This window comes from Serratia grimesii, from assembly GCF_900186025.1.
Lineage (GTDB): Bacteria > Pseudomonadota > Gammaproteobacteria > Enterobacterales > Enterobacteriaceae > Serratia > Serratia grimesii.
In genome coordinates this window covers 2,533,995-2,560,258 of sequence record NZ_LT883155.1, presented here as the reverse complement: position 1 = coordinate 2,560,258, position 26,264 = coordinate 2,533,995, and the positions used below count along the sequence as shown (strand labels likewise).

Sequence of the window (26,264 nt, the reverse complement as noted above, 5' to 3'; positions counted from 1 at the left end):
TACATTCATTTATAGCTCAGGATGCCAGACATGACAGAACCCGATTTCAACTTACTGATTGCTCTCGATGCGCTTCTTACCCTGGGCAGTGTGGCGGGTGCTGCACGCCGCCTTAAACTAAGCGCCTCAGCAATGAGCCGCACACTTAGCCGCCTGCGTGCAGTCACTGGCGATCCTTTACTGGTCAGAGCGGGTCGCCATATGGTGTTAACTCCTTATGCTGAGGAAATACGTGAGCGTACGCAAAACGCAGTATTTGAGGCTCGCGCGGTCCTTCGCCCTTCGGCAACGGAATTGAATTTAGCCGCGTTGGATCGCACCTTCACCCTGCGTGCCAATGAAGGATTTGTCGAGGCATTTGGTGCAGCGCTGATCGCCGCGGCTGCGCAGGTCGCCCCTTTGGTGCGTCTGTGTTTTGCTCCTAAGCCAGAAAAGAGCTCACGACATTTACGCGAAGGATTGGTCGATCTTGAGATTGGCGTGTTGGGAGACATGGGGCCAGAAATTCGATTACAGACGTTATTTCGTGACCGCTTTGTTGCTGTCGTCAGAAAAGGACACCCATTTGAGCAAGAACCCGAGGTTACCGCCCAACAGTACGCCGCTTGTGGTCATGTCGTTGCCTCGCGTCGTGGTTTATTAACCGGGCCAGTAGATGAAGCGCTGGCTGCATTAGGTTTGGAACGGAAGATTGCCGCCGTGGTGCCTGGCTTTCCCGCCGCGCTGGCGGTAGCTCAGGCGTCCGACTTGGTTGCACTGGTTCCCGCCTCCTTCTTGTTAAATCACCCCACGGGTGATCAGCCTGGCGCCACACTCTATGTTTTTGAGTTGCCGGTAAAAACCCGAGGAATTACCGTGTCACAGATGTGGCACCCCCGTTTAGAGGCAGATCCCGCTCATCGTTGGTTGAGGCAATTTGTATTGAGTGTTGTTAAACAACGTTTTTCGGTGATAAATATCTGAAGAGATAGACGCAAATATGTCATCGGCGACGGTATTATTAAATTAATGAAGAAGAAGTTAAATGGCGATTATTTATGCGCAAGAGAGGGGTGTTGATTTTTCTCTGAAAAATAAATCTTAATCTACGAGTGACCACTATGCAGTACAGTAAAACGATGACGCCCAATCAATCGAAGCACTGCATAGTGGAATACTAATATTAACGTAATGAACTAAATTTTCTAACCTTATGTAACTAAAGAAACTGAAAAGAGAATAAATAATCCACCACAGTTATCCATGACACAAAATATAAGCGATGTTTTGTATATTACCTGCACATAGAGGCTGGCATCCTTATTACCCCCTGATTTCATCAGGGCTTAGGAAGTAATCATTAACCTCTTCACCAGCAAACTGGTTTAATCCAGAAAACAAGATGGTATGCCAATTTTCTTCAAAGGTAATTAATGGACGATTAAATGCTTTCCCCATCACTTGATATACCTCATAAGGGTTAGTCTAATTATAACGTCGTGCAACAAATAATAATGGTGATAGTTCGGGTGAATACAGCATGTTAGTCGTGGCACAAACAACATTGCCCCTTTAATAACGTCAATAACGTCGCCGCTGTCATCTCTGCTCGCAGGCAGGTCTAACAATTTCCGCTCAAAAAGCAACATATCCTTAACCTTATAACGAATCAAATGGTACAATTCTGGAATTCCATCGTTTGATTTACGTTCAAAGTCTTCACCCAACCAGGGAATGTATGACCGTAAACACTCGGGGTAAACATGAAGAAAAACATTATCTTGGAGTCTTTTCGCTATGCCTGAATCAAATACCCGGCCGGGTATAAAACTTACATTATCATGTTGTTTATTAGGGATAATCCTTACTGTCGTCGGCCTGTTCTTTGCCATTGCCGGTGGCAAATTAGTCTCATTGGGCGGCAGTAGCTACTTCCTGATCGCAGGTATTGTCACCCTGCTTTCAGCTGTGCAATTCTTCCGTCGTAAATCTTCGGCAGTAATACTGTTTTTGCTGGTTTTCATTGGCACACTGATTTGGTCAGTGTGCGATGCCGGGTTTGATTTCTGGCCATTAGTATCACGGCTTATGGTGCCTACCGGTTTAATGCTACTGGCCTTCCTTAGCTGGCCTGCGCTGCGTAAATCAGAAGGTAAAGTCCCACTGGCGACACTGTCCTACCTGTTCAGCGCCGTACTGGCAGTTGGCATGGTCGGCACATTCGTACAGATGTTCCAGCCACACCCTACCGTCGCTTTCAGTGGCAAACAGCTGCCGTTAATCCCCGTGGATAAAGCCAAACAACAGAAAGACTGGGACAACTACGGCAACACGCCAGGCGGCAGTCGTTTCGTGGCGCTGGACCAAATCACCCGCGACAACGTGAAAGAATTGAAGGTTGCCTGGACCTTCCATACGGGTGACATTCCGCTAAGTCCAGACGGCAATGGCGCAGAAGATCAGCAAACGCCGCTGCAAATTGGCAACCGCATTTTCCTGTGCACACCGCACAACAACGTGATTGCCGTCGATGCTGACAGCGGCAAAGAAATCTGGCAGCGTGAAGTCAATGCGAAATCCCAGGTCTGGAACCGTTGCCGTGGATTGGCCTATTTTGATGCCACAAAACCACTGCAACAGCCAACAGTTCCAGGTTCAACGCCTGCGACACCGGCAATTTTAGCCGCCGGTGACAGCTGTCAGCGTCGTATTCTGATGAACACTATCGACGCGCGTTTAGTGGCAATCAATGCTGATAACGGCGAGTTCTGCCAACACTTTGGCAAGCAAGGCGTGGTCGATCTGAAAGCGGGTCTGGGCGATGCCGCCGATCCAAAATACCAACTCACCTCTGCGCCAACGCTGGCCGGCACGACCATTGTGGTTGGTGGTCGCGTGGCCGATAACGTGCAAACTGATATGCCTGGCGGCGTATTGCGTGGTTTCGACGTGATCACGGGTGATATGCGCTGGGCGTTCGATCCAGGCAATAAAGATCCAAACTCGGTATTGAAGCCGGGTCAGACCTTTGTGCGCAGTACGCCGAACTCTTGGGCACCTATGTCCTATGACCCGGCGATGAATACCGTATTTTTACCAATGGGGAGCTCTTCAGTTGACCTGTGGGGCGCGAACCGTAACGTATTGGATCACAAATACGGTGCCTCTATCCTGGCGCTTGATGCCACTACCGGCAAAGAAAAATGGGTTTATCAGACGGTTCATAATGACCTGTGGGACTTCGACCTGCCGATGCAGCCTAGCCTGATCGACTTCCCAATGAAAGATGGCACCACCAAACCCGCCGTCGTGATTGGTGCGAAAACTGGGCAGATTTTTGTTTTGGATCGCCACACCGGCAAACCACTGACAGAAGTCAAAGAGCTGCCTGTGAAAACGCGTACTATTCCCGGAGAACAATACTCAGCCACTCAACCGTTCTCAGTCGGCATGCCGCAGATTGGCAATGAAAAGCTAACTGAATCCGACATGTGGGGCGCAACGCCGTTCGATCAACTGATGTGCCGTATCAGTTTTAAATCGATGCGCTACGATGGGTTGTTCACCGCACCGGACACCGACATCTCACTCAGTTTCCCCGGTTCGCTGGGCGGCATGAACTGGGGAGGTCTGTCGACCGATCCTAACAACCATTATATCTTCGCCAACGATATGCGATTGGGCCTGTGGGTACAGATGATCCCACAGAAAACCGATGCCAATACACCGGCCAGCAATGGCGGTGAGTCAGTCAACACAGGTATGGGTGCCGTTCCATTGAAAGGCACACCCTACGGCGTGAACAAAAACCGCTTTATGTCCCCACTGGGTATCCCGTGCCAGAAACCACCATTTGGTACCCTGTCGGCAATCGATCTGAAAACGCAAAAAGTGGTGTGGCAAGTCCCGGCCGGAACCGTGCAGGATACCGGTCCGTTTGGTATCAAGATGCGGGCGCAAATGCCCGTGGGTATGCCAACACTGGGTGGTACTCTGGCGACCCAGGGCGGCCTGGTCTTCATTGCAGGTACTCAAGATTACTATCTGCGAGCATTTGACTCTTCGACAGGTGAAGAAGTGTGGAAAGCGCGCCTGCCCGTTGGCAGTGGCGGTACACCAATGAGCTATATTTCACCAACCACAGGTAAGCAATACATTGTGATTTCCGCCGGTGGCGCGCGTCAGTCACCCGATCGTGGCGACTACGTCATTGCCTATGCACTTGATAAGTAAATCTCAACGCGCATGAAAATCTCCCGCCCCCGCCTAACCGCGGGGGCTTTTTTATATCCAGTCCCCTACGCATTCGTGATATTTAATCATAAACGAGACGCAATCAATGGAAGTAATTTAACGCTTAAATACGAGAGTATTCCTAATGTGTTGCTCGGAATTATATTTCATTCTCTCTGGCGGCTTTTTATCGCACAGACTAGGCTATAGAGCGATTTGCCGCTGACTATAATATTATTAAAATGGTTTCTTTTAGCGTAAATGTCGGACGGTTCTCAGAGGAAATGACAGATGAATGTTTTACCCGAGCACAGCGATGAAAATCATCCTGTTGATATCGCTAATGAAATTTTCAATGGTTTACCAAATCTCATTGGCGTTGGTAAGGGACTCGGAGGACATTTCAATACATTGTGGTGTGAATATACCGGTCTTTCTTCATTTGATCACAATGACGTCGGTTGGTTAGAAGCCCTACACTCCGACGAATATGCCCACATTACTATGTTGCAGCAACAGTCTATGCTCAGCGCCGATTCGTTCGTTCAGGAAGCCAGGCTGCGCCATTGCAGCGGTGAGTATCGTTGGTTTTTACTGTCGTTCGGCGCAAAAAAAGATCAGGGCTCTACGCTAGTGCATTGGTATCTTAGCTGTGCCGATATCCATGAAAAAATGCTGAAAAAGCAATTAACGGCAGAAACATTGGCAGCGCAGAAAAATATGCTCGACGCCAGCGTCGATTGTATCAAAGTCATTAATAATGACGGTTCGGTACTGCACATGAACAAAGCGGGTAACCTCGCTTTGGGCTTGGATGAGAACCAACAACAATTTGGCATGCCTTGGCTGGGGCTGCTGCAACCCGAAGTACGCAACCGTGGCAGGAAGGCGCTGCGCAAAGTATTAAACGGGAAAAATGCCCGCTTCGCCGGTCTCAGTGCCTCACCAACGGGCACGCTTCAACATTGGGATAATATCCTTAGCCCCGTTTTCGACAAAGATGAACAGATACAAAATATATTGTGTGTTTCCCGCGATGTGACCTCCCAGCGAATAGCTGAAAAGCGGTTATTGATCGCCAGTGAATATGACGAATTGACCGGCTTACCCAATCGACGTTTATTTAAGAAGAAATTAAAACAAGAAATGAAACAAGCCTTGAGCAACAATACGTCCCTGGGGCTGATTTTGCTGGATCTTGATCACTTTAAGCTGGTTAACGATACCCTTGGACACGCCGCAGGTGACCATCTGTTACGCGTTTTAGCCCGCCGATTAACGGCATACCTGAACAACAACTCCTTCGTCTCCCGCTTAGGGGGCGATGAATTTGCGATAGTGATTAGCGACGTCGAAAACGAACAAGATATTTTCAAGATCGCCAATGCCTTTTTGATGCAGCTTGAATCACCGATCACATATGGGGGTAAGGCGCTGCATTGTGGTATGAGCATCGGTGGTGCGATCTACCCTCAAGATGCCCGTGATGCGTCAGAACTGATGAAATGCGCCGATACCGCCCTGTACGAACTCAAAGACGGCGGCCGCGGTGGCGTTTATATGTTTAATCCGCAAATGATGGATAAGGCAAAGGAACGTGCTGCACAACTTAATCACGCGCGCCAAATTGTCCGTAATAATCTGATCCGCCCCAGTTATCAGCCCAAGGTCAGCTTGAACAATGGCGCAATCATTGGTTTTGAAGCCCTGCTGCGGTGGTATTGTCCGTTAAAGGGGATGCAGATGCCTGATACGGTCAGTGAGGCGTTTAACGATTACGAATTAGCCACCAAACTCAGCGAAACCATGCAGATGAAGGTTTTTACCGATATTTCTGGCTGGTTAGCCGCCGGTATCGAAGTTTTGCCGGTATCGTTAAACGCGTCCCCCATCGAGTTTTTACGTGATAACTACGCTGAAACGTTCCTGAGACGTTTGCAGATGTTCCACATTCCGCATCACCTGATTGAGCTGGAAGTCACCGAACATGCGTTCAACAAACATGGTTCGAAGTATGTACTGCGCGCGTTGCAGATGCTCAAGGAAATGGGGATCAGAATAGCACTTGATGACTTTGGTACCGGGCATTCATCCTTTACACATCTCATGGACTACCCTCTGGACTGCATTAAGCTGGACCGAGACTTCATCCGGCGTATGAATCACGAGCCGGCCATTCTGGGCATTGTGGAAAGCATGGGGATCCTGGGGCAAAAGTTGTCGATTGATATCATTGCAGAAGGCATTGAGACCGAACAGCAACGCCAGACGTTGTGTGATTCAGGCTATCACCTTGGGCAGGGATTTCTTTTTAGTCAGGCCGTTGAGGCGCCAAAAGTGCTTAACATGCTGCGACAAAATGTCACTTTAAACCTGTGAGCGAATAAACATAGCCCGGACAGTAATACCGGGCAGCCCCTATCACCACGCAGGATATTATTATCCCGATACTTTTTAGAATAAGGTAATCACCTCTCTTGCAATGTCACTTATTTAACACCAAAAGTCACAACCACACTCAATCTAAAAATAGAGCAAGTCAATGATAAAAAGTTATTATCTATACTCATGAGTTTAAAAAACGATATATAAAATTGATGGGTGCGTAATACCAAATATCCTTAGAAAGGCTGTTTAACAGCATGTTTTTATTCGTTTCCTTAATGATTCCCGACGCAAAAAAATGGATTTTCACATTAAGAAAATCCACTGCTCAACGGAAAAATGCTCGCAAAACAACATGCTGGAGTAAATCTTACCTAAGTAAAAACGGCCAATAACCGGGATACCCCGAACTCAATTTAATGTAAAAACCAATTTAAAAACAGACAATTACAATTTTATTCATACAGTTTCATTTGACTCTGACAAGGTTTTTTAGCTTGTTAATTAACCAGGCATGCAAATCATTCATCATGAGATTAATATCATCATTATTTGTTTCATTTTAATCATTTCACACCTGCGTTAATTAATTATATTTACTTTTCGCCATTGATATTCAATCGTGCCTATTCTATCTTTCAATAACCATCATTTTACTCATGATGGCAACTCCCTCACATATTATTGTGAGAGATAACTTACTACCATTAATGAATCACTGATCGAGAATATCTTTCGGGACTACCCGTTGATTATTCTTATTTAAATCACGTGGTAATGATACCGAAAAACGCCTTTCACAGTAGTTCGTGTTCAAGCATGCGAAAAAATACGTCAGCTTCATATCGTTAAAAGCGATATGTGCTGATAAATATTAACTATTTTGTAAAAGGGTGAATGTTGAAAGTTTGCAAGACCGTCTGAGTAATGACAATAACAGATGAGCGTTAACTACCCTCATAATGTCAACACGCCAGAAATCTTGCGAACGGGATGCCTTCATATCGTGATAAATGAGAACACAGATTATTTTTACTGTTGATACGGGTACGCTTCCGGCTAAAGGTGGTACCTTCGATAACCCCGTGGCGGTTGATCATCCCAAAATGCTCGTCAGCCAAGATAAAGCCACCCCGCAGAATTTCGATGGTGATTATCCGGTGCCGGTCTCTCAGGAAGAGCAGATCCAGATCTGGTTGGAGGATCTGAACCGTCAACCAAACATCATTATTGCGCCAGTGCGTTTCGTCGCGCATTCCTGGAAAGTGGGAAATGAAACGCCTAAGACCTTCGTGACCGGTACGCCTACCGATCCTAATACACAGATTAATATACTCGGGGAAGACAAACCGCTCGACCTGCCTGCATTCATGGAAAGACACAACGATGAATATAGTTTCGATTACGCGCCCACGCAGCCTCAGTGGGCCGATGATAACGCACCATTCACCACATACTGGCGGGATGGCGGCGTGATAGCTGGGCAGGACGGCACCTCCTCGACGCCGCGCACCTTCCACCCTTACGTGACATTCGATATCGGGGATTCTATCGGGCTTCTGAATTACGGGCTTGAGTTCACGCTATTTGTAGATGGCAGTTGCAAAGGCTATTTCTGGTTTGACCCATACATCAACGTTATTTCCTGAGTAACTCAGGCACATCAACGATGATGTTGTTGAAAGGAGGCCTTGGCCTCCTTTTGCGTTTAAGGTCAAAAATAGGGTCGGTATTACTGTCGAGTCACTCAGATAGCAGTCCAGGTACCCGCTCTGGCGAGAACCACCAGGGCTCAAATTGGGTAGGATCGTTGAACCCATTGACAATTTTGTCCGCCAGCACATCCGAATGAGCTGCATTAAACATCAACTCCATCACATGCGGTGGCGGCGGTAATAGCATGCTGTTGGTCCAGTTGACAACGTGGCGGGCATAATCCCAATAAAGCTCAAAGGTGTGCTCCATCCAATCCGCATCAAACGCCGCGTCGCTGCGGGCGATAATCTGTGCCAGATAAAGGCGTGCACATTTGGCCGCGCTGTTAGACCCCTGACCGGTTATAGGATCGTTTAATACCAATGCATCCGCCATACCCAAGACCTGACGACCGGAAGGCAATGTCAGTATTGGCTGGCGTACACAAGGGGTGAAACGCCCCGCCATAAAGCCTTGCGCATCGGTCAGTTCGATGTCTTTGCAGCGCTCCGCCTCCCAAGGTAACCAGCGTTTGAGGATATCCCGGCTTGTGTGCAGATGTTGTTCCGCCGTATTAGCTCCGTCCCAGCAGTCCATTGGGCCACCTGGAATCCCTTCAAACACCATGATGTCACAAACGCCGCTCAGGCTGTACGCTGGAAAGGTAAAGTACTCTCCCACGCCAGGAATCAGGTTAAAGTTAATTTGATCCCCGCTCTCCATTGGACGCATACCATGAATATAGGTCAGCGCCAGCGCGCGCTGTGGTCGATCAAACCGACTGCGCTGCGTATCCAACCCAAACTGGTTAACAATGTCACCTTTGCCCGCAGCTAACAGCACTAAGTCATGACTGGCCGTCAACCGTTCTAAGGCCTCGATCCCGACGTCAGCAATCACTAACTTGCCGCCGAGCCGTTCAAACTCTTCCATCCAGCCGGCCATTTTCAACCGTTGATCCACAGATTGCGCGTATTGATCCAGGTCGCCGCGCCAATGCAATATCGGCAGCTCCGCATATTGAGGCTCAGCAAGTGTCAGGCTAATCCCCTCAATACACGGGGCATCTTCCTCCCAGAAGTTTAGTTGCCGGTCCCGCTCAGCCTCAAGTGCGTCGTGAAACATGCATTGACTGGACATGACTCTGCCGTCACGCACTTGTCTCGCATCACGGTTGGTCATCAACGTAACCGGATAGCCTTCAGCCAACAGGCTAAGCGCCAACTGCAGGCCAGATTGCCCCGCGCCTACAATGGCAATAGTTCTCATGTTGCATTCTCTTTTTCAGTTAAGGGTCACAAGCCCACTCTGCGCCGCAACGCGGGCACAACGTGACATTTCTAAAATTAGTTAGCCAATTTTGTTCGTTCACAGATTTAACGGCTTAAAGGATAGTGCCTTGACCGCCCCAACAACATAATAATGCAGGTAATCATAATGATGTATAGAGCAAAACTCACCGCAGCGGCGGCACTCTTGAGCCTTTCCTCCCTGGCTAATGCTGCGCCGGGCATTGATCTGGTCGCTAACGAAACACCCATTAATACGGTGAAAAGCGCCGAGGCTGTGGCCAAAATTCCGGCAGGGTTTAAATTCGTCGAACCCAATACCTTAACCGTAGCGGTGTCAATTTTGGGCAGCGGCCCGCCATTTGGGTTATACGCCCGTGATAATAAAACGGTGATTGGCAGTGAGTCGGATATTGCGCGGCTGGTTGCCGATGGACTGGGACTGAAACTCAAGCTGGTACCGACCTCATGGGAAGATTGGCCACTGGGTGTCACCTCTGGGAAATACGACGCGGCGATTTATAACATTACCGTGACTCAGGAACGTAAAACCAAATTCGACTTTGCTACCTATCGCCAGGATACGCTGGGTTTCTATGTGAAGACCGGCAGTAAAATCACCTCGATAAAATCGGCACCGGATATTGCCGGTAAAAAGATCATCGTGGATTCCGGCACTAATCAGGAGGCCGTGCTGCTTGCCTGGGATAAGGAGAACCAGGCGAAAGGTTTACCAGCCCTTCAGCCGATTTACGTCACTGATAAGGCTGCCGCGACGCTGGCCATCCAGTCTGGTCGGGCGGATGCGACCTTTGGTCCAAACGTGTCCGGCGCTTATCAGGCGAAGTTAAACGGTAAAACGACGCTGGTTGGCATCGTGCCTGGCGGGTGGCCACGCAGTGCTAACATTGCGGTCACGGTAAAAAAAGGCAATGGGTTGGTTGATGCCGTGCAAGCTTCACTCAATAGTGCAATTGCCAATGGCAGTTACCTGAAAGTGTTGGATCGTTGGGCAGAAAGCGACGAGAAAATCGAACATTCTGAAATTAACCCTTTGGGATTGGGAGATAAGTAATTCTAACGCCAAGGCCCAACGCGTGGGCCTTGGTTACCGTCAGTCCGCCACACGTCCCCTGCTTTTCTCCATTTTGCGGTAAAGCGTACTGCGTGATACCCCCAGCCGTTTCGCCGCCTGGCTGATATTACCGTTGGCATGTCTGATGGCATCAATCATGTCTTGCGGTGCCGTCAGGGTCTCTGTGCTAGATGACGAGACTGCGCTGAACGGCTCAGGTAGATCGTCAAGCGTGATCAGATTGCCATCATCGGTCAGAGCCAACAACACCTTGAGCATGCTCAACAACTGCCGCACATTCCCTGGCCACGGATAACGCACCAACGCCGCGACGACATCAGGCCCCAGCTTGATACCACGCTGCTCGCCCCCCAGTTCACGCCAAAGATTAAGAATAAAACGATCCACGTGTGCCCGTTCACGCAGCGGCAATATACGCAGATTGAATTCCTGGATACGGTACAGTAAATCTTCGCGGAAGGCTCCTGCGGCAACCTGCTGATCCAGATCCTGATGGGTGGCGCAGATCAGCGAAAAATCTACCGCGTAGGAGATGTGGCTGCCGAGCGGCGTAACCGTTTTTTCCTGAAGCACACGCAGCAGTCGGGTTTGTAAGCCCAGCGGCATATCGCCAATTTCATCCAGGAACAATACGCCACCGTCGGCTTCTCTGATTTTGCCCATGTACCCTTTGGGATTAGCACCGGTAAACGCCCCTGGCGCATAGCCAAAGAGTTCGGATTCAATCAGGCTTTCAGGCAGTGCCGCACAGTTAATCGCCACAAAACTTCCCTGCCGACGCCGACTTTCCTCAAATAACCTTTGGCTGAAATACTCTTTGCCGCAGCCGGTTTCCCCACGAATACAGAGCGCCAGACCGGCATTTAGAATACGTAATGCTTTCTGCCTGTCAGCGCCATCACGATCAAAAGGCGGTGCCAGCGGCTTAACGACTTGCGAATGCCTTTCCGGCATCTGCAACAGTGAGTAATAGTGGCGATTATTGATCGCCAGCGTCTGGCGTGGCGCATTCATCGCCTGTCGTGACATATCCGGGAACAGTGAGGCAAAGTCTAGCGTGCCAAAAGAAGCCACCGAGAGATTAAACTCTTGCATCGCCAGTCGATTGGCAGCGGTAAGAATATCGTCCTGGAACACCAATACCAGCTCTTGTGCGCTGCCGAGCATACGCGCATCACTGTGCAGCCGCAGCGTCCAATGCTGAGCAGTCACGCCACTCATCACCCACTGATGCTCAATATGCCTGACCGCCTGTAATATCAGTGAGCGCGCATTATTATATGGGCGCTGCGCCGGTGTAGAGATATCCAGCACCCCAGCAATCACGCCGTTGGGCCGGTAAATCGGCGCTGCCGAACAATAAAGCCCTGTATTCTGATTAAGGAAGTGTTCATCACCGTTGACTTCGCACAGGCTCCCCAACGCCAGCGCAGTACCTATGGCGTTAGTGCCACGCTCTTGTTCCCCCCACAAGTTGCCTGGAGCCAGAGAGATGCGCGACGCTTTATGTAGAAAGTCAGTATTCCCGCAGGTCTCCAACACCAATCCACAGGCATCAGAGACCACCACAATGGAGGGCTGGCGGTTAATTTCGTTGCCTAAACGCGCAATCAGCGGCTGTGCCAATTGCGCAACCCAACCGTTTTGACCACGCACTTCATTGAGCAAAGCAGGCCGTACAAAAGGCACCAGATCGTCAGCTCGGTTCAAGCCATAGTGTTGGCTACGTAACCAGGATTCTGAGAGTGTACTGGGGAGTGACAGATTATCGCTATCAGAGGAAAACCCGGTCTGGGTGGTCTGGTCTTTATGCAACATACCCAACTCCCGCCAAATAAAGTGTTGCATTTTTGTATCATGAATGTGTCCCATGCGTTGCGACATGGAACACAAAAAATAATAGAAATGAATAATAAGACAACGGTTTTATTGTCGCGAGCAGGTATTTTATACCTTTAACTTTATGATATTAAATACTTTTGTTTTTATGGAGTACTGTGTCATCACAATGTGGCATAGGTAATGCTTATGGTTTCTGCGATGGCGTCGTGCATTCAGGCGTCAACCCTACAGTGTCAGTTCCCATGAGAGGTGTTTACATGAAATACGTTCATCCCGGTTTACCTGGCTCGTTGGTGTCTTTCAAAAAACGCTATGGCAATTATATTGGTGGCAAATTTGTCGAACCCGTTTCAGGCAACTACTTCACTGACACCTCCCCAATGACAGGTCAAACAGTCGCAGAGTTTCCGCGCTCAGATGCAAAAGATATCGAACTGGCGTTGGATGCCGCACATGCCGCAGCAGAAACCTGGGGCAAAGCCAGCGTACAGGAACGTTCCAACGTGTTACTGGCAATCGCCGATCGCATGGCGTCGCAGCTAGAATTGCTGGCGTTGACTGAAAGCTGGGATAACGGTAAACCGATCCGCGAAACGCTCAATGCTGATATCCCTCTGGCGATTGACCATTTCCGCTATTTTGCCGGTTGCCTGCGCGCGCAAGAAGGTACTGCCGCTGAGATCGACCAAAATACCGTGGCCTACCATATTTATGAGCCCCTGGGCGTGGTTGGACAGATTATTCCCTGGAACTTCCCGCTGCTGATGGCCGCCTGGAAACTGGCCCCGGCGCTGGCAGCTGGCAACTGCGTCGTACTCAAACCCGCAGAACAAACGCCACTCAGCATCTGTGTGCTGCTGGAAATGATTGGCGATCTGCTGCCACCAGGGGTTCTCAACGTGGTTCAGGGCTTTGGTAAAGAAGCCGGTGAGGCGTTGGCGACCAGCAAACGCATCGACAAAATCGCCTTTACAGGTTCAACGCCGGTGGGCCGGCACATTCTCGCCTGTGCAGCTGAAAACATTATCCCCAGCACCGTGGAGCTGGGCGGCAAGTCGCCTAATATCTTCTTTGAAGACATTATGCAGGCCGAACCGGAGTTTATCGACAAAGCTGTTGAAGGGCTGATCCTCGGCTTCTTTAACCAAGGTGAAGTCTGTACCTGTCCTTCACGCGCACTGATCCAGGAGTCGATCTACCCACAATTTATGGAGAAAGTATTGGCGCGTATCACTACCATTCGCCAGGGCGACCCCTTTGATACCGACACCATGATTGGTGCACAAGCGTCTCAACAGCAGTTCGACAAGATCCTCTCTTATATTGAGATCGCCAAAAATGAAGGCGGGAAAATCATTGCCGGTGGTGAACGCGCCAGCCATGAACAGACATTGCAGAGCGGTTTCTATCTTCAGCCGACGCTGATTACCGGTAATAACAGCATGCGTTTCTTCCGTGAGGAGATCTTCGGGCCGGTGATCGGTGTAACCACGTTCAAAGATGAAGCCGAAGCTCTGGCACTGGCAAACGACAGTGAGTTCGGGCTGGGTGCCGGCCTGTGGACCCGTGATGTCAACCGTGCCTACCGTATGGGACGTGCCATTAAGGCCGGGCGTGTTTGGACTAACTGTTATCATCTCTACCCTGCGCATGCTGCTTTCGGCGGGTATAAAAACTCTGGCGTCGGTCGCGAAACCCACAAAGTGGCGTTGTCGCATTACCAACAGGTGAAGAATCTGTTAGTCAGTTACGACGCAAAACCACTCGGGCTGTTTTAATTTGTTGTCGGGATAAGGCCAAATGTCTGTTCGTTAGTCTCTAGACCTCAGCTATAACACCTCTACCTGGCAAGGGACCCAAAACAGGGTCCCTTGCAACCCACACCGCTGTGTCTCCGCTGCGTTTGATGCTTTCAGGGGCGCTCAACATCGTCAGTAACAAAGCCGATTTTGAATTTTATCCGGGTATTAATTGATGTTTAATTTTACCCGGATATAATTATACAACATTGAAACTCTGACGATATCGCCATGAAAACTGTAGATACCCCCTCCTTCACCAGCTTTGACGGTGTAAAACGCATTGCCTGTGGCAACCTGGAAACCAACGTGCTGGCTGTAAAGCGGGCTATAGCGTCAGGTTCCACTGAACCGGTATTGATCTTTGATGACCGTACAGGCCGAGTCCAAGAGGTCGATATTCGTGGAACAGACGCTGAAGCGATCACTCGGTTAGCCAAAGACCCTATAGAAGCATCTGAATCCATCGATAGCGCTCAATCCTCACTTCAGCCACGTGGCCGTGGCAGACCAAAGCTCGGCGTGATCCCACGCGAGGTTACGCTACTTCCTCGCCATTGGGATTGGTTGTCGACACAGCCGGGAGGGGCCTCTGTCGCCTTACGCAAACTCGTTGAAGAGGCCAGGCGCAACACCGTGGACCGTGACGATAAGCGCAGGACGCAGGAACGTGCTTACCAGTTCATGTCGACAATGGCGGGCAATATGCCCGGCTTCGAAGAAAGTTCACGAGCATTGTTCGCGGGGGACTCAGAAAAATTCATCCAACTTACTGCCAAATGGCCTACTGACATTCGCAATTACGCAATGAGTTTAGCGGCCTACGATCAGGTATGAAGCAAGGCGCTTATTGATGTCTGCACCGTAAATACTGTGTGCATGTGTCCTGAAGTATCGAATCGGACGGGTAAATGAAGACGTTCAATGTAAATGGCATCAATCTGAGTTGTGACAGCTTCGGCGATAAGCATGCCGAGCCACTTCTTTTAATCTCCGGTCTTGGCACGCAGATGATCCGCTGGCCGGTGTTATTTTGTGAAAGTCTGGTGGCAAAAGGCTATCGTGTGATTCGCTTTGACAATCGTGACGCGGGTTGCTCATCGCATGATTGATCGGGTTGCGCGTCGCGCTATCAATACTGGCGCGCCCGAGTGATTGAGAACAGCGGAACCGGCTGCTCCCAAGGTAGATCCTGTTAAAGTAATGCTTGCCCGCCGTAACCGACAAGCATTACCCCTTCCGTTTGCTTATTACATTAAGACGCGGAAAGATCGATGACCATACGGCCACGAATGGTACCTGACTTCATCTCTTCGAAGATCGCGTTGATATCTCCCAGCGGCCTTTTCGTCACTTTCGGCGTCACTTTGCCTTCAGCGGCAAACTGGAAAGCCTCTTTAAGGTCTTCCCGAGTCCCTACCAGCGAGCCCACCACCTGAATACCATCCAACACCAGGCGTGGAATACTCAGATCCATACTCTCCGGCGGCAGCCCCACGGCAACCACTTTGCCCCCGGCACGGACGGCATTCACGGCAGAGTTAAAGGCAGAGCGCGCCACGGCGGTGACCACGGCAGCATGGGCACCTCCGACTTTTTGCTGAATAATCTCTTCGGCGTTTTCAGTTTTAGAGTTGATCACAAGGTCCGCACCAATCTCTTTTGCGAAATCCAACTGCCCTTGGTTAACGTCAATGGCGATCACTTTGGCGTTAAACACATTTTTGGCGTACTGCAAAGCCAGGTTACCCAAACCGCCCAAACCATAAATTGCGATCCACTGCCCAGGTTTAATGTCGGAAATCTTCACCGCTTTATAGGTGGTGACCCCAGCGCAGGTAATGCTGCTGGCAGCAAAAGAGTCCAGGCCATCAGGCACCTTGACAGCGTAATCTGCTACTACGATGCATTCCTCTGCCATGCCGCCATCAACGCTGTAACCGGCATTTTTGACCGAACGGCACAGGGTTTCGTTGCCATTGACGCAATATTCACAGTGGCCGCAGCCCTGGTAGAACCAGGCAACACTGGCACGGTCCCCCACTTTTAACGAGGTCACACCTTCGCCAACCGAAGTGACAACCCCGACCCCTTCATGGCCCAAGGTGATACCGGGTACCTCGCCGAAATCCCCATTTTTGACATGAAGATCGGTATGACACACCCCACAACACTCCATCTTGAGTGCCGCTTCGCCGTGCTTCAATGGGCGAAGCTGCTTTTCCTGAATATCTACACTGTGGTTTTTGGTGACTACGGCAGCTTTCATAGGGCATATCCTCTCAGGTTACGTTGAAAGTCCAGTTGTTAATGTAGTTACTGTAATTGCTGAGGGCAAGGTATGCGCTGTTTTGTTTAAAAACAGGGAGTTAAACTATATGGTTAGCGAGTGAGACAAACAGGGCTTATAAGCGAGAATAAAGATTAACGCTTGGTTTTCGTGATTTTTGTCGCTTTGGCAGGGTTGCCGGCCACAAACTCCAGCGTCGGTGAATAGTAAAAAGGCAGCCAGGCATGGTAACTGCTTTCCCACTCCCACTTTACCGGGCAAGGCCACAGAATATCTTCATGCAGAATATAGTAGACCCACCGTCCGTGCGGGCGGCGTGGTTTGGCTGTGCGCTTAGTCACTGACGGCTCAGACTCAGCGTGATTATCGATGATATTCAACCGCCCGTAGTGGCATAGCCACGTCACACATCCTGGTCAGCATGCACCCGACTGAAACGCCCATCGCAATGGAACAAAAATAGCCGTTCTTCATGTTAAATTCTCTTTGTCATCAGGGGCTACGGAGTCTCGGTGTTAAATTTAACATGGACGACGGTCGGCAAGCCATCTTTCCTGCCTGGGTGTTTACACCGGGCGACATACAACTGTCATTAATTATTCATACCAGATAAATATGCTGCGGCTAGGGTGGCTAGAACACGCCACTTTAAGAAGCGCCATGAGCTATTTATCACTCAATAACATCAAAAAAACCTGGGGCGACAAAACCGCGCTGGATGACGTCAGCTTTGACGTGCAGGAAGGTGACTTTGTTGCACTTCTGGGCCCTTCCGGCTGTGGAAAATCAACCCTGCTGCGAACTTTGGCCGGGTTAGAGAACGCCGACAGCGGCATAATTCAGATCCAGCAACGTGACGTGACGGCCCTGCCGCCTTCCCAACGTAAGCTGTCTATGGTTTTCCAGTCTTATGCGTTATTCCCACACCTCAGCGTGCGTGAGAACCTGCTGTTTGGCCTGCGAGCTCGGGGCGAAGACAAGCAGCATTTTGCCGCTCGGTTGGCGGAGATCAGTAAGCTGATGGAGTTAGAGCCGCTGCTGGATCGCCTGCCGGCACAGCTTTCCGGTGGACAGCAACAGCGTGTGGCATTAGGCCGTGCGGTGATAGCCCAAAACAAACTGTGTCTGATGGACGAACCCTTATCCAACCTGGACGCCAAACTGCGTCAGAGCATGCGCCGAGAAATCCGTGCTCTGCAACGCAAACTGGGTTTGACCATGTTGTATGTCACCCATGATCAAACTGAAGCCATGAGTATGGCGGACAAGATCATTCTGCTGAACGATGGCCGCATTGAGCAGCACGATACCCCAGACAATTTATATAACAACCCGGCCAGCATTTTTGCCGCTCAGTTTATTGGCGCCCCCCCGATGAACATCATCCCCCTAACTCGCAAAGGCGGTGGACACCATATCGGTAACGCCCCGCTGCCCGTCGTACCTGGCCATCAGGAGACGGCTCTGAGTTTAGGTATCCGCGCCGAAGACATTCGTCTCTGCGCTCCGGGCAGCGGCAACCTCACCGGCCAGATCCTCAGTGCGGAATACATGGGCGCCGATACGCTCGCCGTTTGCCATCTGCCTGCGGTTCCGGGGCAGATCACAGTCAAAATACCCGGCATGCAACATTTTACCGAAGGCAGCCTGGTTGGCCTGCAATGGGCAGCAGCGGCGCAGTACCTATTTTCAACCAGCAGTGGTGAGCGTTGCCACCACCTGGAACACGCCTTTCAGACAGTGACGTATCAATACGCAGTTCAATAATCAAAAGCACTATTTTACTTCAGGGGAAAACCATGTCCGTCTCTATCCGTTTATCTACATTAAGCGCTGCCGTGCTGTTGTTTGGCGTTTCTGTTTCTGCCCTGGCAGCGGATGCCGTGAAGCTGCAAATGTACTATCCGATTGCCGTCGGCGGGAAAATTAGCCATACCGTTGAAGGGTTAGTGGCTGATTTCGAGAAACTGCACCCAGATATCAGTATTCAACCCGTTTATACCGGTGACTACGCCACCACAGTGACTAAAGCATTAACCGCCTTCCGCGGCGGCAATGCCCCACAAATTGCCGTGATTGGCGATATCGAAGCCTATTCATTGATTGACGCGGGTGCCATTTTACCGGTCAGTGATTTGGCTAATGATGAGGCTGGTAAAGCCTGGATCGACGGTTTCTACCCGGCATTTATTCGCAAAATCCAGGGCAAGGTTTGGAGCATTCCTTTCCAGCGCTCTACCGTGGTGCTGTATTGGAATAAACAGGCATTTCAGCAAGCGGGGTTAAATGGCGAAACCCCACCAGCCAACTGGCAACAGGTGGTTGATTTTGGTCAAAAATTGGTAGTGCGCAATGGCAACGAGGTTAAGCAATGGGGGATTGAGATCCCTTCCACCCCGATTGGCTACTGGACCTTCCAGGGGATTGCTGCCACCAATGGCAGTCATTTGGATAATGGCAAGGGAACGGCCGTGACTTTTAATACCCCTGCTAACGTTGAAGCACTGACCTGGCTGACCGATCTGGCACAGAAATATCAAGTATCGCCAAAGGGTGCCATTACCTGGAGTACAACGCCGCAGGACTTTATCGACGGCAAAACCGCCATGATGGTTACCACAACCGGTAACCTGACCACCGTACGTGAAAACGCCAAGTTCCCATTTGGGGTCGCCATGCTGCCAGAGAAAACGCAGCGCGGTAGCCCAACCGGCGGCGGCAACTTGTATTTGTTCAAAGGGACAAGTCCGGCACAACAAAAAGCCGCCGTGACCTTTATGCGCTGGCTTTCAGCGCCAGAACAAGCCGCTCGCTGGAGCATCGCCACGGGCTATGTCGCCACCTCACCGGCCGCATGGGAAACCGCAACCATGAAAGAATATGCGGTCAATGTCCCGCAAGCGACTGTCGCGCGTGAGCAGTTAGCCTATTCGCAACCGGAGCTCTCAACCTATAACAGCGTGCAGATTCAGGAGTTGCTGAACCGCGCCGTAGAGGCGGCTGTGACGCAAGGCAAAACCCCGGCGCAGGCGTTAGAAAGCGCGCAAAAGCAGGCTGATCGCCTGTTGCAACGTTACCAATAACCGGGGCCGGCATGACCATATCGCACTCTGCTTTGCCCGCCGCCCGCCATAAGCGTTTCTCTTTACAGCTTTATGGCTATTTGTTGGTTCTGCCGGCATTGGTTTTTCTGATTACCTTTACCCATTATCCGGCGCTGGCTACGGTGTGGGAAAGCGTCTTCAGCGCAGCGCACAATAACCGACCGGCCCAATTCGTTGGGCTGGAAAACTACCGTGCATTGCTGGACGACGAAACCTTCATTCTGGCCTTACGCAATAACCTGCTGTATGCGGCAATCACCATTCCGCTGGCTGTTGGATTAGCGTTGTTGATGGCCTTGGCGGTAAACCGGCGCATGCGCGGTACCGCATTTGCCCGCGCCGCCTTCTTTATTCCGTCACTGCTACCGATGGTAGCAATCGCCAATCTGTGGTTGTTCTTCTATACCCCTCAAGTGGGGTTATTGAATCAACTGTTGGCGATGTTTTCGCTGCCAGCAGTGAACTGGCTGGGCGATCCGGACTCTGCGCTGTATTGCCTGATGGCCGTGTCGGTGTGGCGTGAAGCCGGTTTCTTCATGATTTTTTATCTGGCCGCGCTGCAGCAGATTGACCCCAAACTGGCTGAAGCTGCCGAGATCGAAGGGGCGTCACGCGGCTACTTCTTTAGACGGATCCAATGGCCACTGCTGATGCCAACCACACTGTTTATCCTGATCAACGCCTCGATGAATGCTTTCCGCATTGTCGACCAAGTGATCGCCATGACCAACGGGGGACCGGACAACAGCACTAGCCTGCTGCTGTTCTACATCTACCGTACGGCGTTCAGCTATTGGGATCTGCCTTACGCCTCAGCAATGACCACCGTGTTGCTGGTCATTTTGGCGTCAATTGCGTTAATTAAATTCAATTTGCTGGATAAGCGAGCCTACTATCAATGAGCCTTTCCCTCACCGCTGCGCCGACACAATCCGTGTCGTTACGCCGTATTGGCTGGAACTTACTTACCTGGGGGGCCGCTTTACTGTGGATCTTCCCGATCCTGGTCGCGACCTGGGTAGCGATTCATCCCGCCGCCGATCAAGGCGGTTTTTCCCTTTTCGCCCCTTTAACCGCCCAAAACTTTATCAATGCCTGGCATGCCGCCCCTTTTGGACGCTATTTCCTCAACACCATCTCGCTGGTACTGCTGATTGTTTTCTTTCAACTGATACTGGCTACCATGGCAGCCTATGCCCTGGTACGGTTCCGGCTCAAAGGCGCAGGCATACTGTTTGCTCTGGTGCTCTTGCAGTTGATGATCAGCCCGGACGTGCTGATCCTGAATAACTACCAGACCATTGGCGCCTTGGGGCTGCGCGATACCCTTTTGGGGATTGCCCTGCCTTATTTTGCCTCAGCATTCGCTATTTTCCTGTTGCGACAGACGTTTAAAAGCATCCCATTGGTACTGGAAGAAGCGGCAATTGTCGAAGGTGCCAGCCGGTTTTACATATTACGCCGTATTTATATCCCGCTGGCGAAACCGGTGTATGTCGCATTTGCCTTGGTCTCAATCAGTTTTCACTGGAATGATTTTCTCTGGCCGCTGGTCATTACCGATTCGGTTAACGTACGGCCGCTGACCGTGGGGCTACAGCTATTTTCAGCACCGGAGCAAGGCGTGCAATGGGCCTTAATAGGGGCCGCGACGCTGATGACCTCTGTGCCGTTACTCGTGTTGTTTTTAGTGTTTCAGCGTCAATTTGTTCAATCCTTTATGCGCGCCGGCATTCGCTAGCGCTGAGCAGGTAACCCATGACTTCACACCTCACCGAAGCACAGTCTCTGGCCCTGGGTCAGGTTAGCTCTCTTTACCAGCAACCCCAATTCTCGGGCGAGCCCATGGCGTCGGGCGCCCTGCGCTTTGGCTTAATCGCCGATCCACAATATGCCAATGCCGATCCCAATCTGGAATATAACCGCTACTACCGTAACAGCCTGCGTAAACTGACCCAGGCCATTACTCAGCTTAATGACTTGCCGCTGGCTTTTGTCGCCACCCTCGGGGATTTGGTAGATGATAACTGGAGCAGTTACGCCGAACTGTTGCCGGTGTACCAGCAGTTACGTCATCCGCATGCGGTGATTATGGGCAACCATGATGCCGATGTGATATCCCGCCATCTGGCAACGCAATCCCCTGTGCTGGCACTGCCCAAACACTATTACCAGTTCAGCCTGAACGGTTATCGCTTTATCGTGATTGACGGTAATGACCTCAGCCTGTATTGCAATCAAGCCAACGGTGATGAACACGCACAAGCACAGCAGTTGCTGGCCCGTATCCGTGCCGAGCATCAACCGCAAGCGCAAAGCTGGAACGGCGCCGTCGGTGATGAACAACTGCGTTGGCTGGAGTGCAGCCTGGCGGACGCACAAAGCAAAGGGGAAACCGTTGTGGTGTTTGGGCACTACCCATTAGCACCGGCCAATGAACATAACCTGTGGAACTGCAATGCGCTGGTGGATCTGCTATGCCGCTATCAGGTACGCGCTTACTTTGCCGGTCATTATCATTTGGGTGATTATGTTCGCGTGGGGAATACCGATTTCATCACCCTAAAGGGCATGGTCGATGGCGACGAACTGCTGCCGTTCGCCGTGGTTGAGCTGGACGGCGATAAGCTATCAATTACCGGCTATGGCCCGGAAATTAGCCGAGTGCTGGTGCGATAAATATCGGCTGTTGGAGCCCTATCAAGACGCCAACCCGCCGCCACCTGGGTATGGCGTCTTACCGGCAATCTTCATGACTTCGGCCCCCAAGGTGACAAAAGGAGCTTGCCTGCAGGCGTAGATGAGCCCGCCAGCCTTGGCGCGCACCGCTTTTACCGTATCGGTGATCGGGTCGACAATTTCGGCCACGGCCTCATCCGCCTCTACCCACTCCCCCGGCTGACGTAGCAACAACAGAATACCGCTGGCAGGTGCTGTCACGATCTCTCCGGCAGCGAACGGTAGCATTGCCACGTCTCGCTGGGGGATCTCGGGTGACTCACCGGCAACGGCACCCCGGTGTTGTAAATAACGATAGAGACGTTCAGCGTCAACACTGGCCAGTTCGTGGCTAATATCTCGTTGCCCACGCAGCTCCAGCGTGACCGCCATGCAGCCGGGTGTCAGGTCTTTTAGCGCAAAATGTTGTGTCGCCAAACGGTGCCAAGGCAGGCCGCAAGCCTCATCAAAGGATCCGCCACCGCTGTCTTGTGAAAGCAGCACTGCGCCAATATCCATAAAGCACGCCAATACTTCAGCCTGTTCACTCCAGGCCGGGTCGGCATACATATGCAAGATCGCTCGGTCATCGCAGTGCAGATCCAGTACCACATCAGCATCACAGGCCAACAGCAACAATTGGCGACGTAGTGCCGTGACTTCGCTGGTGTCGAGTGCTGACAGTAAAGCTTCACGCATTGCGGCACGCACCTGCTGATGTAAGGATTCATCAATACTGAACGCGTGGTTGAGTAACAACTGGGTTAAGTCGGGAAAGTCTCGGTTGAAATTACGACCACTGACCAGGTCGAATCGCCCCACGCCGCCATTGAGCAGCACCTGAGCCAATCCCGGCGGGTTGGCGACCGGGACAATGATTATTTCACTTTGCAGTTCCCCGCGCCGTTCCGCCTGGCTGAGTAATCTTTTAAGATAATGCAACACCAGCATGCCGGGCAGTTCATCGGCATGTAAACCGGCTTGCAGGTAGATCTTTTCGCCTTTACCCGACTCGCCGAAATGAAAACTGGTAAATTGGCGCTGCCCACCCAAGGCATGTTCAGGTAACTTATGATGTTTACTTTTCATTGGACGCCCTATCTGTGGAAAAAAAAGCCCGGCTTGATCGCATCGACAAAAAGATCCTCGAAATACTGTGCCGGGATGGCCGCATTTCCTATCAAAAGCTGTCCGAGCAGGTCAATCTGACCGCTCGCCCTTGCCAGGAGCGGGTTCGTGGGTTAGAGCGTGACGGCATTATTCGTGGCTACAGCGCCATTATCGAATTGCCTGAGCCGGAACATGCGTTTGTCATTCAGGCGCAGATTGCGCTGGCCGACCATGGCCATTCCCAACCGGCGTTCGAGCAGGAAATGCGCAATACGCCGGAAGTGCTGGACTGCTGGCTGGTCAGCGGCAATTTCGATTTTCTGGTGCGTATCGGGTGTCGCAGCATGGAAAACTACCGGCTACTGGCCGATACCTGGCTAACCAGCAAAAAGTTTCGGGTGGATAAAATCGTGACGCTGACCGAATTACAATCCATTAAACGTTCCTGAGCCGGATCAATCACGGCGGATAAACGCCAGCCAGCGGCGTTCTGCCCGTGAAAACAGGAAAATCAGCAGGAAGGTGCACAGCAGATACAGCGCCGCTGCCATCAGGAACGGAACAAAAGGCGAATACGTTGCGGCATAAAGCGCGCGCGCCACCCCGGTGATATCCAACAGCGTAACGGTACTGGCCAGCGATGTGGCATGCAGCAAGAAGACCATTTCGTTATTCAGCGCAGGAATGCCACGTCGCAGCGTTGCAGGCAGGACCAGCCTGCGAATGATCTGCCACTGGCTCATGCCATAGGCTTCGCCGGCAATCCACTCCTGGCGCGGGAAGGTTTCCATCATGCCAGCCAGCAACTGTGCGACGTAGGCGCTGGTATTGAGCACCAGCGCCAGCGTGGCGCAGAACGTCGCATCACGAAACAGCAACCAGAATGGCTGATCGTTCTGCCAGCCCAACTGCACCACATCAAACTGCGACAGGCCATAGTAAATCAGCATTAACTGTAGGTAGAGCGGCGTACTGCGAAAAAAATAGGTGATGCTGCGGATGAGCCAAGCCACGGGGCGTGGACCATAAACCTGGCCGATCGCCATTAGCATCGCCAGCAATAAACCGGGTACAACCGACAGCAAAAATAACCTGGCGGTCATTGCCAGTCCGGTCACATCAGAGCCATCACTCCACAAAAAGCTCGGCACGGCTTCCAGCATGTTTTGCAGGTTCATCAGCGTACTCCCGCCGAATTCGACGACGCCAGCGCATAACGCCGCGATAGCCGGCTAAATCCCCAACTGGAGATCGCGGTGATCACCATATAAATTAGCGCCACCAGGAAATAGAACAAGAAAGGTTTTTGCGTTGCGCGCCCCGCTTGCTCCGCCAACCACACCATGTCTTCCAGCCCGAGGATCGACACCAACGCCGAGGCCTTCATCAACCCAAGCCAGTTATTATTAATGCCGGGAATGGCGAAACTCAGCATTTGCGGTAGCAGCACGCGTCGAAATACTTGGCCGGGGCTCATGCCATACGCCATCGCCGCCTCGAGTTGACCGCGCTCCACGGTGAGAAATGCGCCACGGAAAGTTTCGGTGTAGTAGGCACCAAACACGAAGCCTATTGCCAGTACACCGGAGATAAAGGTGTTGAAATGCAGTGGCCCCAGCCCCAACAGACCAAGCGCGCCGTTAACCAGCATCTCGCCGCCAAAGAACAACAGCAGCATGATCACCAGTTCAGGAATGCCACGCACCAGTGTGGTATAGCCCGTTGAAACCCAACGCAACCAACGCGGACCGAACAGTTTGATCACTGCATTAATCAGCCCAAGCACCAAGGCAACGGCGAGTGAAACCAGCATCACGCACAACGACAACGCCGCACCCTGTACCAGCAACGGTAAATACTCTACGACCATTCCCGGCCTCCCATATTTGACTGAATGCCGGGTCAGCCGGCGTTAGCGGAGCCGGCTTAGTCACCGTAAATATCGAAGCTGAAATATTTCTTCTGGATGGCCGCATAGGTGCCGTCGGCGCGAATGGCTTTGATCGCACCGTTAAGCGCATCTCGTAGAGCTGGGTTGTCTTTGCCTACGGCGATGCCCACGTCGGAGGAAATACTGCTGTCTTTGATCACCGGACCGGCGAAGGCAAACTTTTGTCCGCGAGGCGTGTCGATAAAGCTGCTGGCAGCCTGAGTGTTATCCTGTAACGACGCATTAATACGCCCGGACATCAGATCCAGATAGACATTATCCTGATTGGCATAAGAGACAATTTTTACGCCCTTTCCGCCCCAATGCTGTTTCGCATAGGCTTCATGGATTGAGCCGGTCTGTACGCCAACCGTTTTTCCTTTCAGGCTGGCGACGTCTGGCAATAAATCGCTGCCCTTACGTGCCACTAACTGGGCAGAACTGCGGTAATAACGATCGGTGAAGTCCACTTCCTTTTTACGTTCATCAGTAATGGTCAGCGAAGCAATAATCGCATCGAACTTATGTGCGTTAAGCGCGGCGATCATGCTTTCGAAAGGTTGTTTGACGAACACACATTTGGCATGCAGTTGGGTACACAGCGCATTGGCAATATCAATATCGAAACCGGTGATCTCACCATTGGGCGCAAGCACATCAAAGGGTGGATAACCGCCGTCAACGCCAAAACTGATGGTGTCAAAAGTCTGGGCCGCTGCTGGGCCGCCCAGTGCCAGGCTAGTCAATAAAACGGCTAATGTTTTTTTCATGGCTGAGATCCCCGGTGAAAGAAA

Annotated in this window: 23 protein-coding genes; 14 read left to right on the top strand and 9 right to left on the bottom strand. The window is 51.3% G+C overall.

Annotated features, from left to right (window positions below; all coding sequences use genetic code 11):
• Window positions 1–30: 30 nt before the first annotated feature.
• Window positions 31–963, top strand: coding sequence for a LysR family transcriptional regulator (locus SGBXF1_RS12095; protein WP_186426873.1), 933 nt, complete (start codon window positions 31–33; stop codon window positions 961–963).
• A 339-nt stretch (window positions 964–1,302) separates the two neighbouring features.
• Here SGBXF1_RS12095 and SGBXF1_RS12090 read toward each other — a convergent pair whose 3' ends face one another.
• Complete coding sequence (locus tag SGBXF1_RS12090) at window positions 1,303–1,440, bottom strand: hypothetical protein (RefSeq protein ID WP_156479092.1); 138 nt, start codon at window positions 1,438–1,440, stop codon at window positions 1,303–1,305.
• Window positions 1,441–1,776: 336 nt separating this feature from the next.
• Between SGBXF1_RS12090 and SGBXF1_RS12085 the strand changes: the two genes are divergently transcribed.
• From SGBXF1_RS12085 to SGBXF1_RS12075, 3 genes are all read left to right on the top strand, one after another.
• Window positions 1,777–4,212 carry a glucose/quinate/shikimate family membrane-bound PQQ-dependent dehydrogenase gene (locus SGBXF1_RS12085; RefSeq protein ID WP_037415157.1) on the top strand — a complete coding sequence of 812 codons (2,436 nt, stop codon included), beginning with the start codon at window positions 1,777–1,779 and terminating at the stop codon, window positions 4,210–4,212.
• Window positions 4,213–4,503: 291 nt separating this feature from the next.
• The gene (locus SGBXF1_RS12080) at window positions 4,504–6,591 is read left to right on the top strand and encodes a putative bifunctional diguanylate cyclase/phosphodiesterase (protein WP_186426872.1); all 2,088 of its coding nucleotides are present in this window, start codon (window positions 4,504–4,506) and stop codon (window positions 6,589–6,591) included.
• 1,019 nt (window positions 6,592–7,610) lie between these two features.
• Window positions 7,611–8,246 (top strand): hypothetical protein, encoded by a 636-nt coding sequence (locus SGBXF1_RS12075; RefSeq protein WP_186426871.1) that lies wholly within the window; start codon window positions 7,611–7,613, stop codon window positions 8,244–8,246.
• Window positions 8,247–8,340: 94 nt separating this feature from the next.
• Here SGBXF1_RS12075 and SGBXF1_RS12070 read toward each other — a convergent pair whose 3' ends face one another.
• Window positions 8,341–9,561, bottom strand: coding sequence for a styrene monooxygenase/indole monooxygenase family protein (locus tag SGBXF1_RS12070; protein ID WP_186426870.1), 1,221 nt, complete (start codon window positions 9,559–9,561; stop codon window positions 8,341–8,343).
• A gap of 168 nt (window positions 9,562–9,729) precedes the next feature.
• On the opposite strand from SGBXF1_RS12070, the gene SGBXF1_RS12065 reads away from it, so the two are divergent.
• Window positions 9,730–10,656 (top strand): ABC transporter substrate-binding protein, encoded by a 927-nt coding sequence (locus SGBXF1_RS12065; protein ID WP_186426869.1) that lies wholly within the window; start codon window positions 9,730–9,732, stop codon window positions 10,654–10,656.
• A gap of 39 nt (window positions 10,657–10,695) precedes the next feature.
• Here the strand turns inward: SGBXF1_RS12065 and SGBXF1_RS12060 are convergent, their stop codons facing one another.
• Window positions 10,696–12,495, bottom strand: a complete 1,800-nt coding sequence (locus tag SGBXF1_RS12060) for a sigma-54-dependent Fis family transcriptional regulator (RefSeq protein ID WP_186426868.1) — start codon at window positions 12,493–12,495, stop codon at window positions 10,696–10,698.
• A gap of 281 nt (window positions 12,496–12,776) precedes the next feature.
• Between SGBXF1_RS12060 and exaC the strand changes: the two genes are divergently transcribed.
• The 3 genes from exaC to SGBXF1_RS23960 all read left to right on the top strand — a co-directional run bounded on the left by exaC (window position 12,777) and on the right by SGBXF1_RS23960 (window position 15,430).
• On the top strand, window positions 12,777–14,297 hold the full coding sequence (gene exaC / locus SGBXF1_RS12055; protein ID WP_037415140.1) for an acetaldehyde dehydrogenase ExaC: 1,521 nt from the start codon (window positions 12,777–12,779) through the stop codon (window positions 14,295–14,297).
• 252 nt (window positions 14,298–14,549) lie between these two features.
• Window positions 14,550–15,155: a DUF2239 family protein gene (locus tag SGBXF1_RS12050; protein WP_186428445.1), complete on the top strand. Its 606-nt coding sequence runs from the start codon at window positions 14,550–14,552 to the stop codon at window positions 15,153–15,155.
• 74 nt (window positions 15,156–15,229) lie between these two features.
• Window positions 15,230–15,430, top strand: coding sequence for an alpha/beta fold hydrolase (locus SGBXF1_RS23960; RefSeq protein WP_186428444.1), 201 nt, complete (start codon window positions 15,230–15,232; stop codon window positions 15,428–15,430).
• A gap of 143 nt (window positions 15,431–15,573) precedes the next feature.
• On the opposite strand, the gene adhP is transcribed toward SGBXF1_RS23960, so the two are convergent.
• Complete coding sequence (gene adhP, locus SGBXF1_RS12040) at window positions 15,574–16,587, bottom strand: alcohol dehydrogenase AdhP (RefSeq protein ID WP_037415129.1); 1,014 nt, start codon at window positions 16,585–16,587, stop codon at window positions 15,574–15,576.
• 155 nt (window positions 16,588–16,742) lie between these two features.
• Window positions 16,743–16,949, bottom strand: a complete 207-nt coding sequence (locus SGBXF1_RS12035) for a hypothetical protein (protein ID WP_037415930.1) — start codon at window positions 16,947–16,949, stop codon at window positions 16,743–16,745.
• A gap of 319 nt (window positions 16,950–17,268) precedes the next feature.
• Between SGBXF1_RS12035 and SGBXF1_RS12030 the strand changes: the two genes are divergently transcribed.
• Genes SGBXF1_RS12030 through SGBXF1_RS12010 form a run of 5 tightly spaced genes read left to right on the top strand, consistent with a single transcriptional unit; the run spans window position 17,269 to window position 22,391 of the window.
• Window positions 17,269–18,375, top strand: a complete 1,107-nt coding sequence (locus tag SGBXF1_RS12030) for an ABC transporter ATP-binding protein (RefSeq protein ID WP_186428443.1) — start codon at window positions 17,269–17,271, stop codon at window positions 18,373–18,375.
• A 32-nt stretch (window positions 18,376–18,407) separates the two neighbouring features.
• Entirely contained in the window at window positions 18,408–19,691 is a 1,284-nt protein-coding gene (locus SGBXF1_RS12025) for an ABC transporter substrate-binding protein (RefSeq protein WP_061806209.1), read from the top strand.
• 11 nt (window positions 19,692–19,702) lie between these two features.
• Window positions 19,703–20,614, top strand: a complete 912-nt coding sequence (locus SGBXF1_RS12020) for a carbohydrate ABC transporter permease (RefSeq protein WP_186428442.1) — start codon at window positions 19,703–19,705, stop codon at window positions 20,612–20,614.
• Window positions 20,611–21,453 carry a carbohydrate ABC transporter permease gene (locus SGBXF1_RS12015; protein WP_130380666.1) on the top strand — a complete coding sequence of 281 codons (843 nt, stop codon included), beginning with the start codon at window positions 20,611–20,613 and terminating at the stop codon, window positions 21,451–21,453. The genes SGBXF1_RS12020 and SGBXF1_RS12015 overlap by 4 nt, the downstream gene beginning before the upstream one ends.
• A gap of 17 nt (window positions 21,454–21,470) precedes the next feature.
• Entirely contained in the window at window positions 21,471–22,391 is a 921-nt protein-coding gene (locus SGBXF1_RS12010) for a metallophosphoesterase (RefSeq protein ID WP_186428441.1), read from the top strand.
• Between the two features lie 21 nt (window positions 22,392–22,412).
• Here SGBXF1_RS12010 and SGBXF1_RS12005 read toward each other — a convergent pair whose 3' ends face one another.
• A complete protein-coding gene (locus SGBXF1_RS12005; protein WP_186428440.1) occupies window positions 22,413–23,519 on the bottom strand; it encodes a succinylglutamate desuccinylase/aspartoacylase family protein in 1,107 nt (368 codons plus the stop codon).
• 14 nt (window positions 23,520–23,533) lie between these two features.
• Here SGBXF1_RS12005 and SGBXF1_RS12000 point away from each other — a divergent pair, with 14 nt between their 5' ends.
• Window positions 23,534–23,989, top strand: coding sequence for an Lrp/AsnC family transcriptional regulator (locus SGBXF1_RS12000; RefSeq protein ID WP_037415921.1), 456 nt, complete (start codon window positions 23,534–23,536; stop codon window positions 23,987–23,989).
• A gap of 6 nt (window positions 23,990–23,995) precedes the next feature.
• On the opposite strand, the gene SGBXF1_RS11995 is transcribed toward SGBXF1_RS12000, so the two are convergent.
• Genes SGBXF1_RS11995 through SGBXF1_RS11985 form a run of 3 tightly spaced genes read right to left on the bottom strand, consistent with a single transcriptional unit; the run spans window position 23,996 to window position 26,240 of the window.
• Window positions 23,996–24,718 carry an ABC transporter permease gene (locus tag SGBXF1_RS11995; protein ID WP_037415116.1) on the bottom strand — a complete coding sequence of 241 codons (723 nt, stop codon included), beginning with the start codon at window positions 24,716–24,718 and terminating at the stop codon, window positions 23,996–23,998.
• The gene (locus SGBXF1_RS11990) at window positions 24,718–25,410 is read right to left on the bottom strand and encodes an ABC transporter permease (RefSeq protein ID WP_037415113.1); all 693 of its coding nucleotides are present in this window, start codon (window positions 25,408–25,410) and stop codon (window positions 24,718–24,720) included. The genes SGBXF1_RS11995 and SGBXF1_RS11990 overlap by 1 nt, the downstream gene beginning before the upstream one ends.
• Before the next feature lie 56 nt (window positions 25,411–25,466).
• Window positions 25,467–26,240, bottom strand: a complete 774-nt coding sequence (locus tag SGBXF1_RS11985) for an ABC transporter substrate-binding protein (RefSeq protein ID WP_037415110.1) — start codon at window positions 26,238–26,240, stop codon at window positions 25,467–25,469.
• Between the last annotated feature and the right edge of the window lie 24 nt (window positions 26,241–26,264).

Coding starts and splice junctions, on each gene's coding strand:
- SGBXF1_RS12080 (WP_186426872.1), top strand. CDS start 4,504: ATGAATGTTTTACCCGAGCACAGCGATGAAAATCATCCTGTTGATATC.
- adhP (WP_037415129.1), bottom strand. CDS start 16,587: ATGAAAGCTGCCGTAGTCACCAAAAACCACAGTGTAGATATTCAGGAA.
- SGBXF1_RS12070 (WP_186426870.1), bottom strand. CDS start 9,561: ATGAGAACTATTGCCATTGTAGGCGCGGGGCAATCTGGCCTGCAGTTG.
- SGBXF1_RS12010 (WP_186428441.1), top strand. CDS start 21,471: ATGACTTCACACCTCACCGAAGCACAGTCTCTGGCCCTGGGTCAGGTT.
- exaC (WP_037415140.1), top strand. CDS start 12,777: ATGAAATACGTTCATCCCGGTTTACCTGGCTCGTTGGTGTCTTTCAAA.
- SGBXF1_RS12015 (WP_130380666.1), top strand. CDS start 20,611: ATGAGCCTTTCCCTCACCGCTGCGCCGACACAATCCGTGTCGTTACGC.
- SGBXF1_RS12005 (WP_186428440.1), bottom strand. CDS start 23,519: ATGAAAAGTAAACATCATAAGTTACCTGAACATGCCTTGGGTGGGCAG.
- SGBXF1_RS12085 (WP_037415157.1), top strand. CDS start 1,777: ATGCCTGAATCAAATACCCGGCCGGGTATAAAACTTACATTATCATGT.
- SGBXF1_RS12095 (WP_186426873.1), top strand. CDS start 31: ATGACAGAACCCGATTTCAACTTACTGATTGCTCTCGATGCGCTTCTT.
- SGBXF1_RS11985 (WP_037415110.1), bottom strand. CDS start 26,240: ATGAAAAAAACATTAGCCGTTTTATTGACTAGCCTGGCACTGGGCGGC.
- SGBXF1_RS12075 (WP_186426871.1), top strand. CDS start 7,611: ATGAGAACACAGATTATTTTTACTGTTGATACGGGTACGCTTCCGGCT.
- SGBXF1_RS12030 (WP_186428443.1), top strand. CDS start 17,269: ATGAGCTATTTATCACTCAATAACATCAAAAAAACCTGGGGCGACAAA.
- SGBXF1_RS11995 (WP_037415116.1), bottom strand. CDS start 24,718: ATGAACCTGCAAAACATGCTGGAAGCCGTGCCGAGCTTTTTGTGGAGT.
- SGBXF1_RS12020 (WP_186428442.1), top strand. CDS start 19,703: ATGACCATATCGCACTCTGCTTTGCCCGCCGCCCGCCATAAGCGTTTC.
- SGBXF1_RS12050 (WP_186428445.1), top strand. CDS start 14,550: ATGAAAACTGTAGATACCCCCTCCTTCACCAGCTTTGACGGTGTAAAA.
- SGBXF1_RS12065 (WP_186426869.1), top strand. CDS start 9,730: ATGATGTATAGAGCAAAACTCACCGCAGCGGCGGCACTCTTGAGCCTT.
- SGBXF1_RS12060 (WP_186426868.1), bottom strand. CDS start 12,495: ATGTTGCATAAAGACCAGACCACCCAGACCGGGTTTTCCTCTGATAGC.
- SGBXF1_RS12025 (WP_061806209.1), top strand. CDS start 18,408: ATGTCCGTCTCTATCCGTTTATCTACATTAAGCGCTGCCGTGCTGTTG.
- SGBXF1_RS23960 (WP_186428444.1), top strand. CDS start 15,230: ATGAAGACGTTCAATGTAAATGGCATCAATCTGAGTTGTGACAGCTTC.
- SGBXF1_RS11990 (WP_037415113.1), bottom strand. CDS start 25,410: ATGGTCGTAGAGTATTTACCGTTGCTGGTACAGGGTGCGGCGTTGTCG.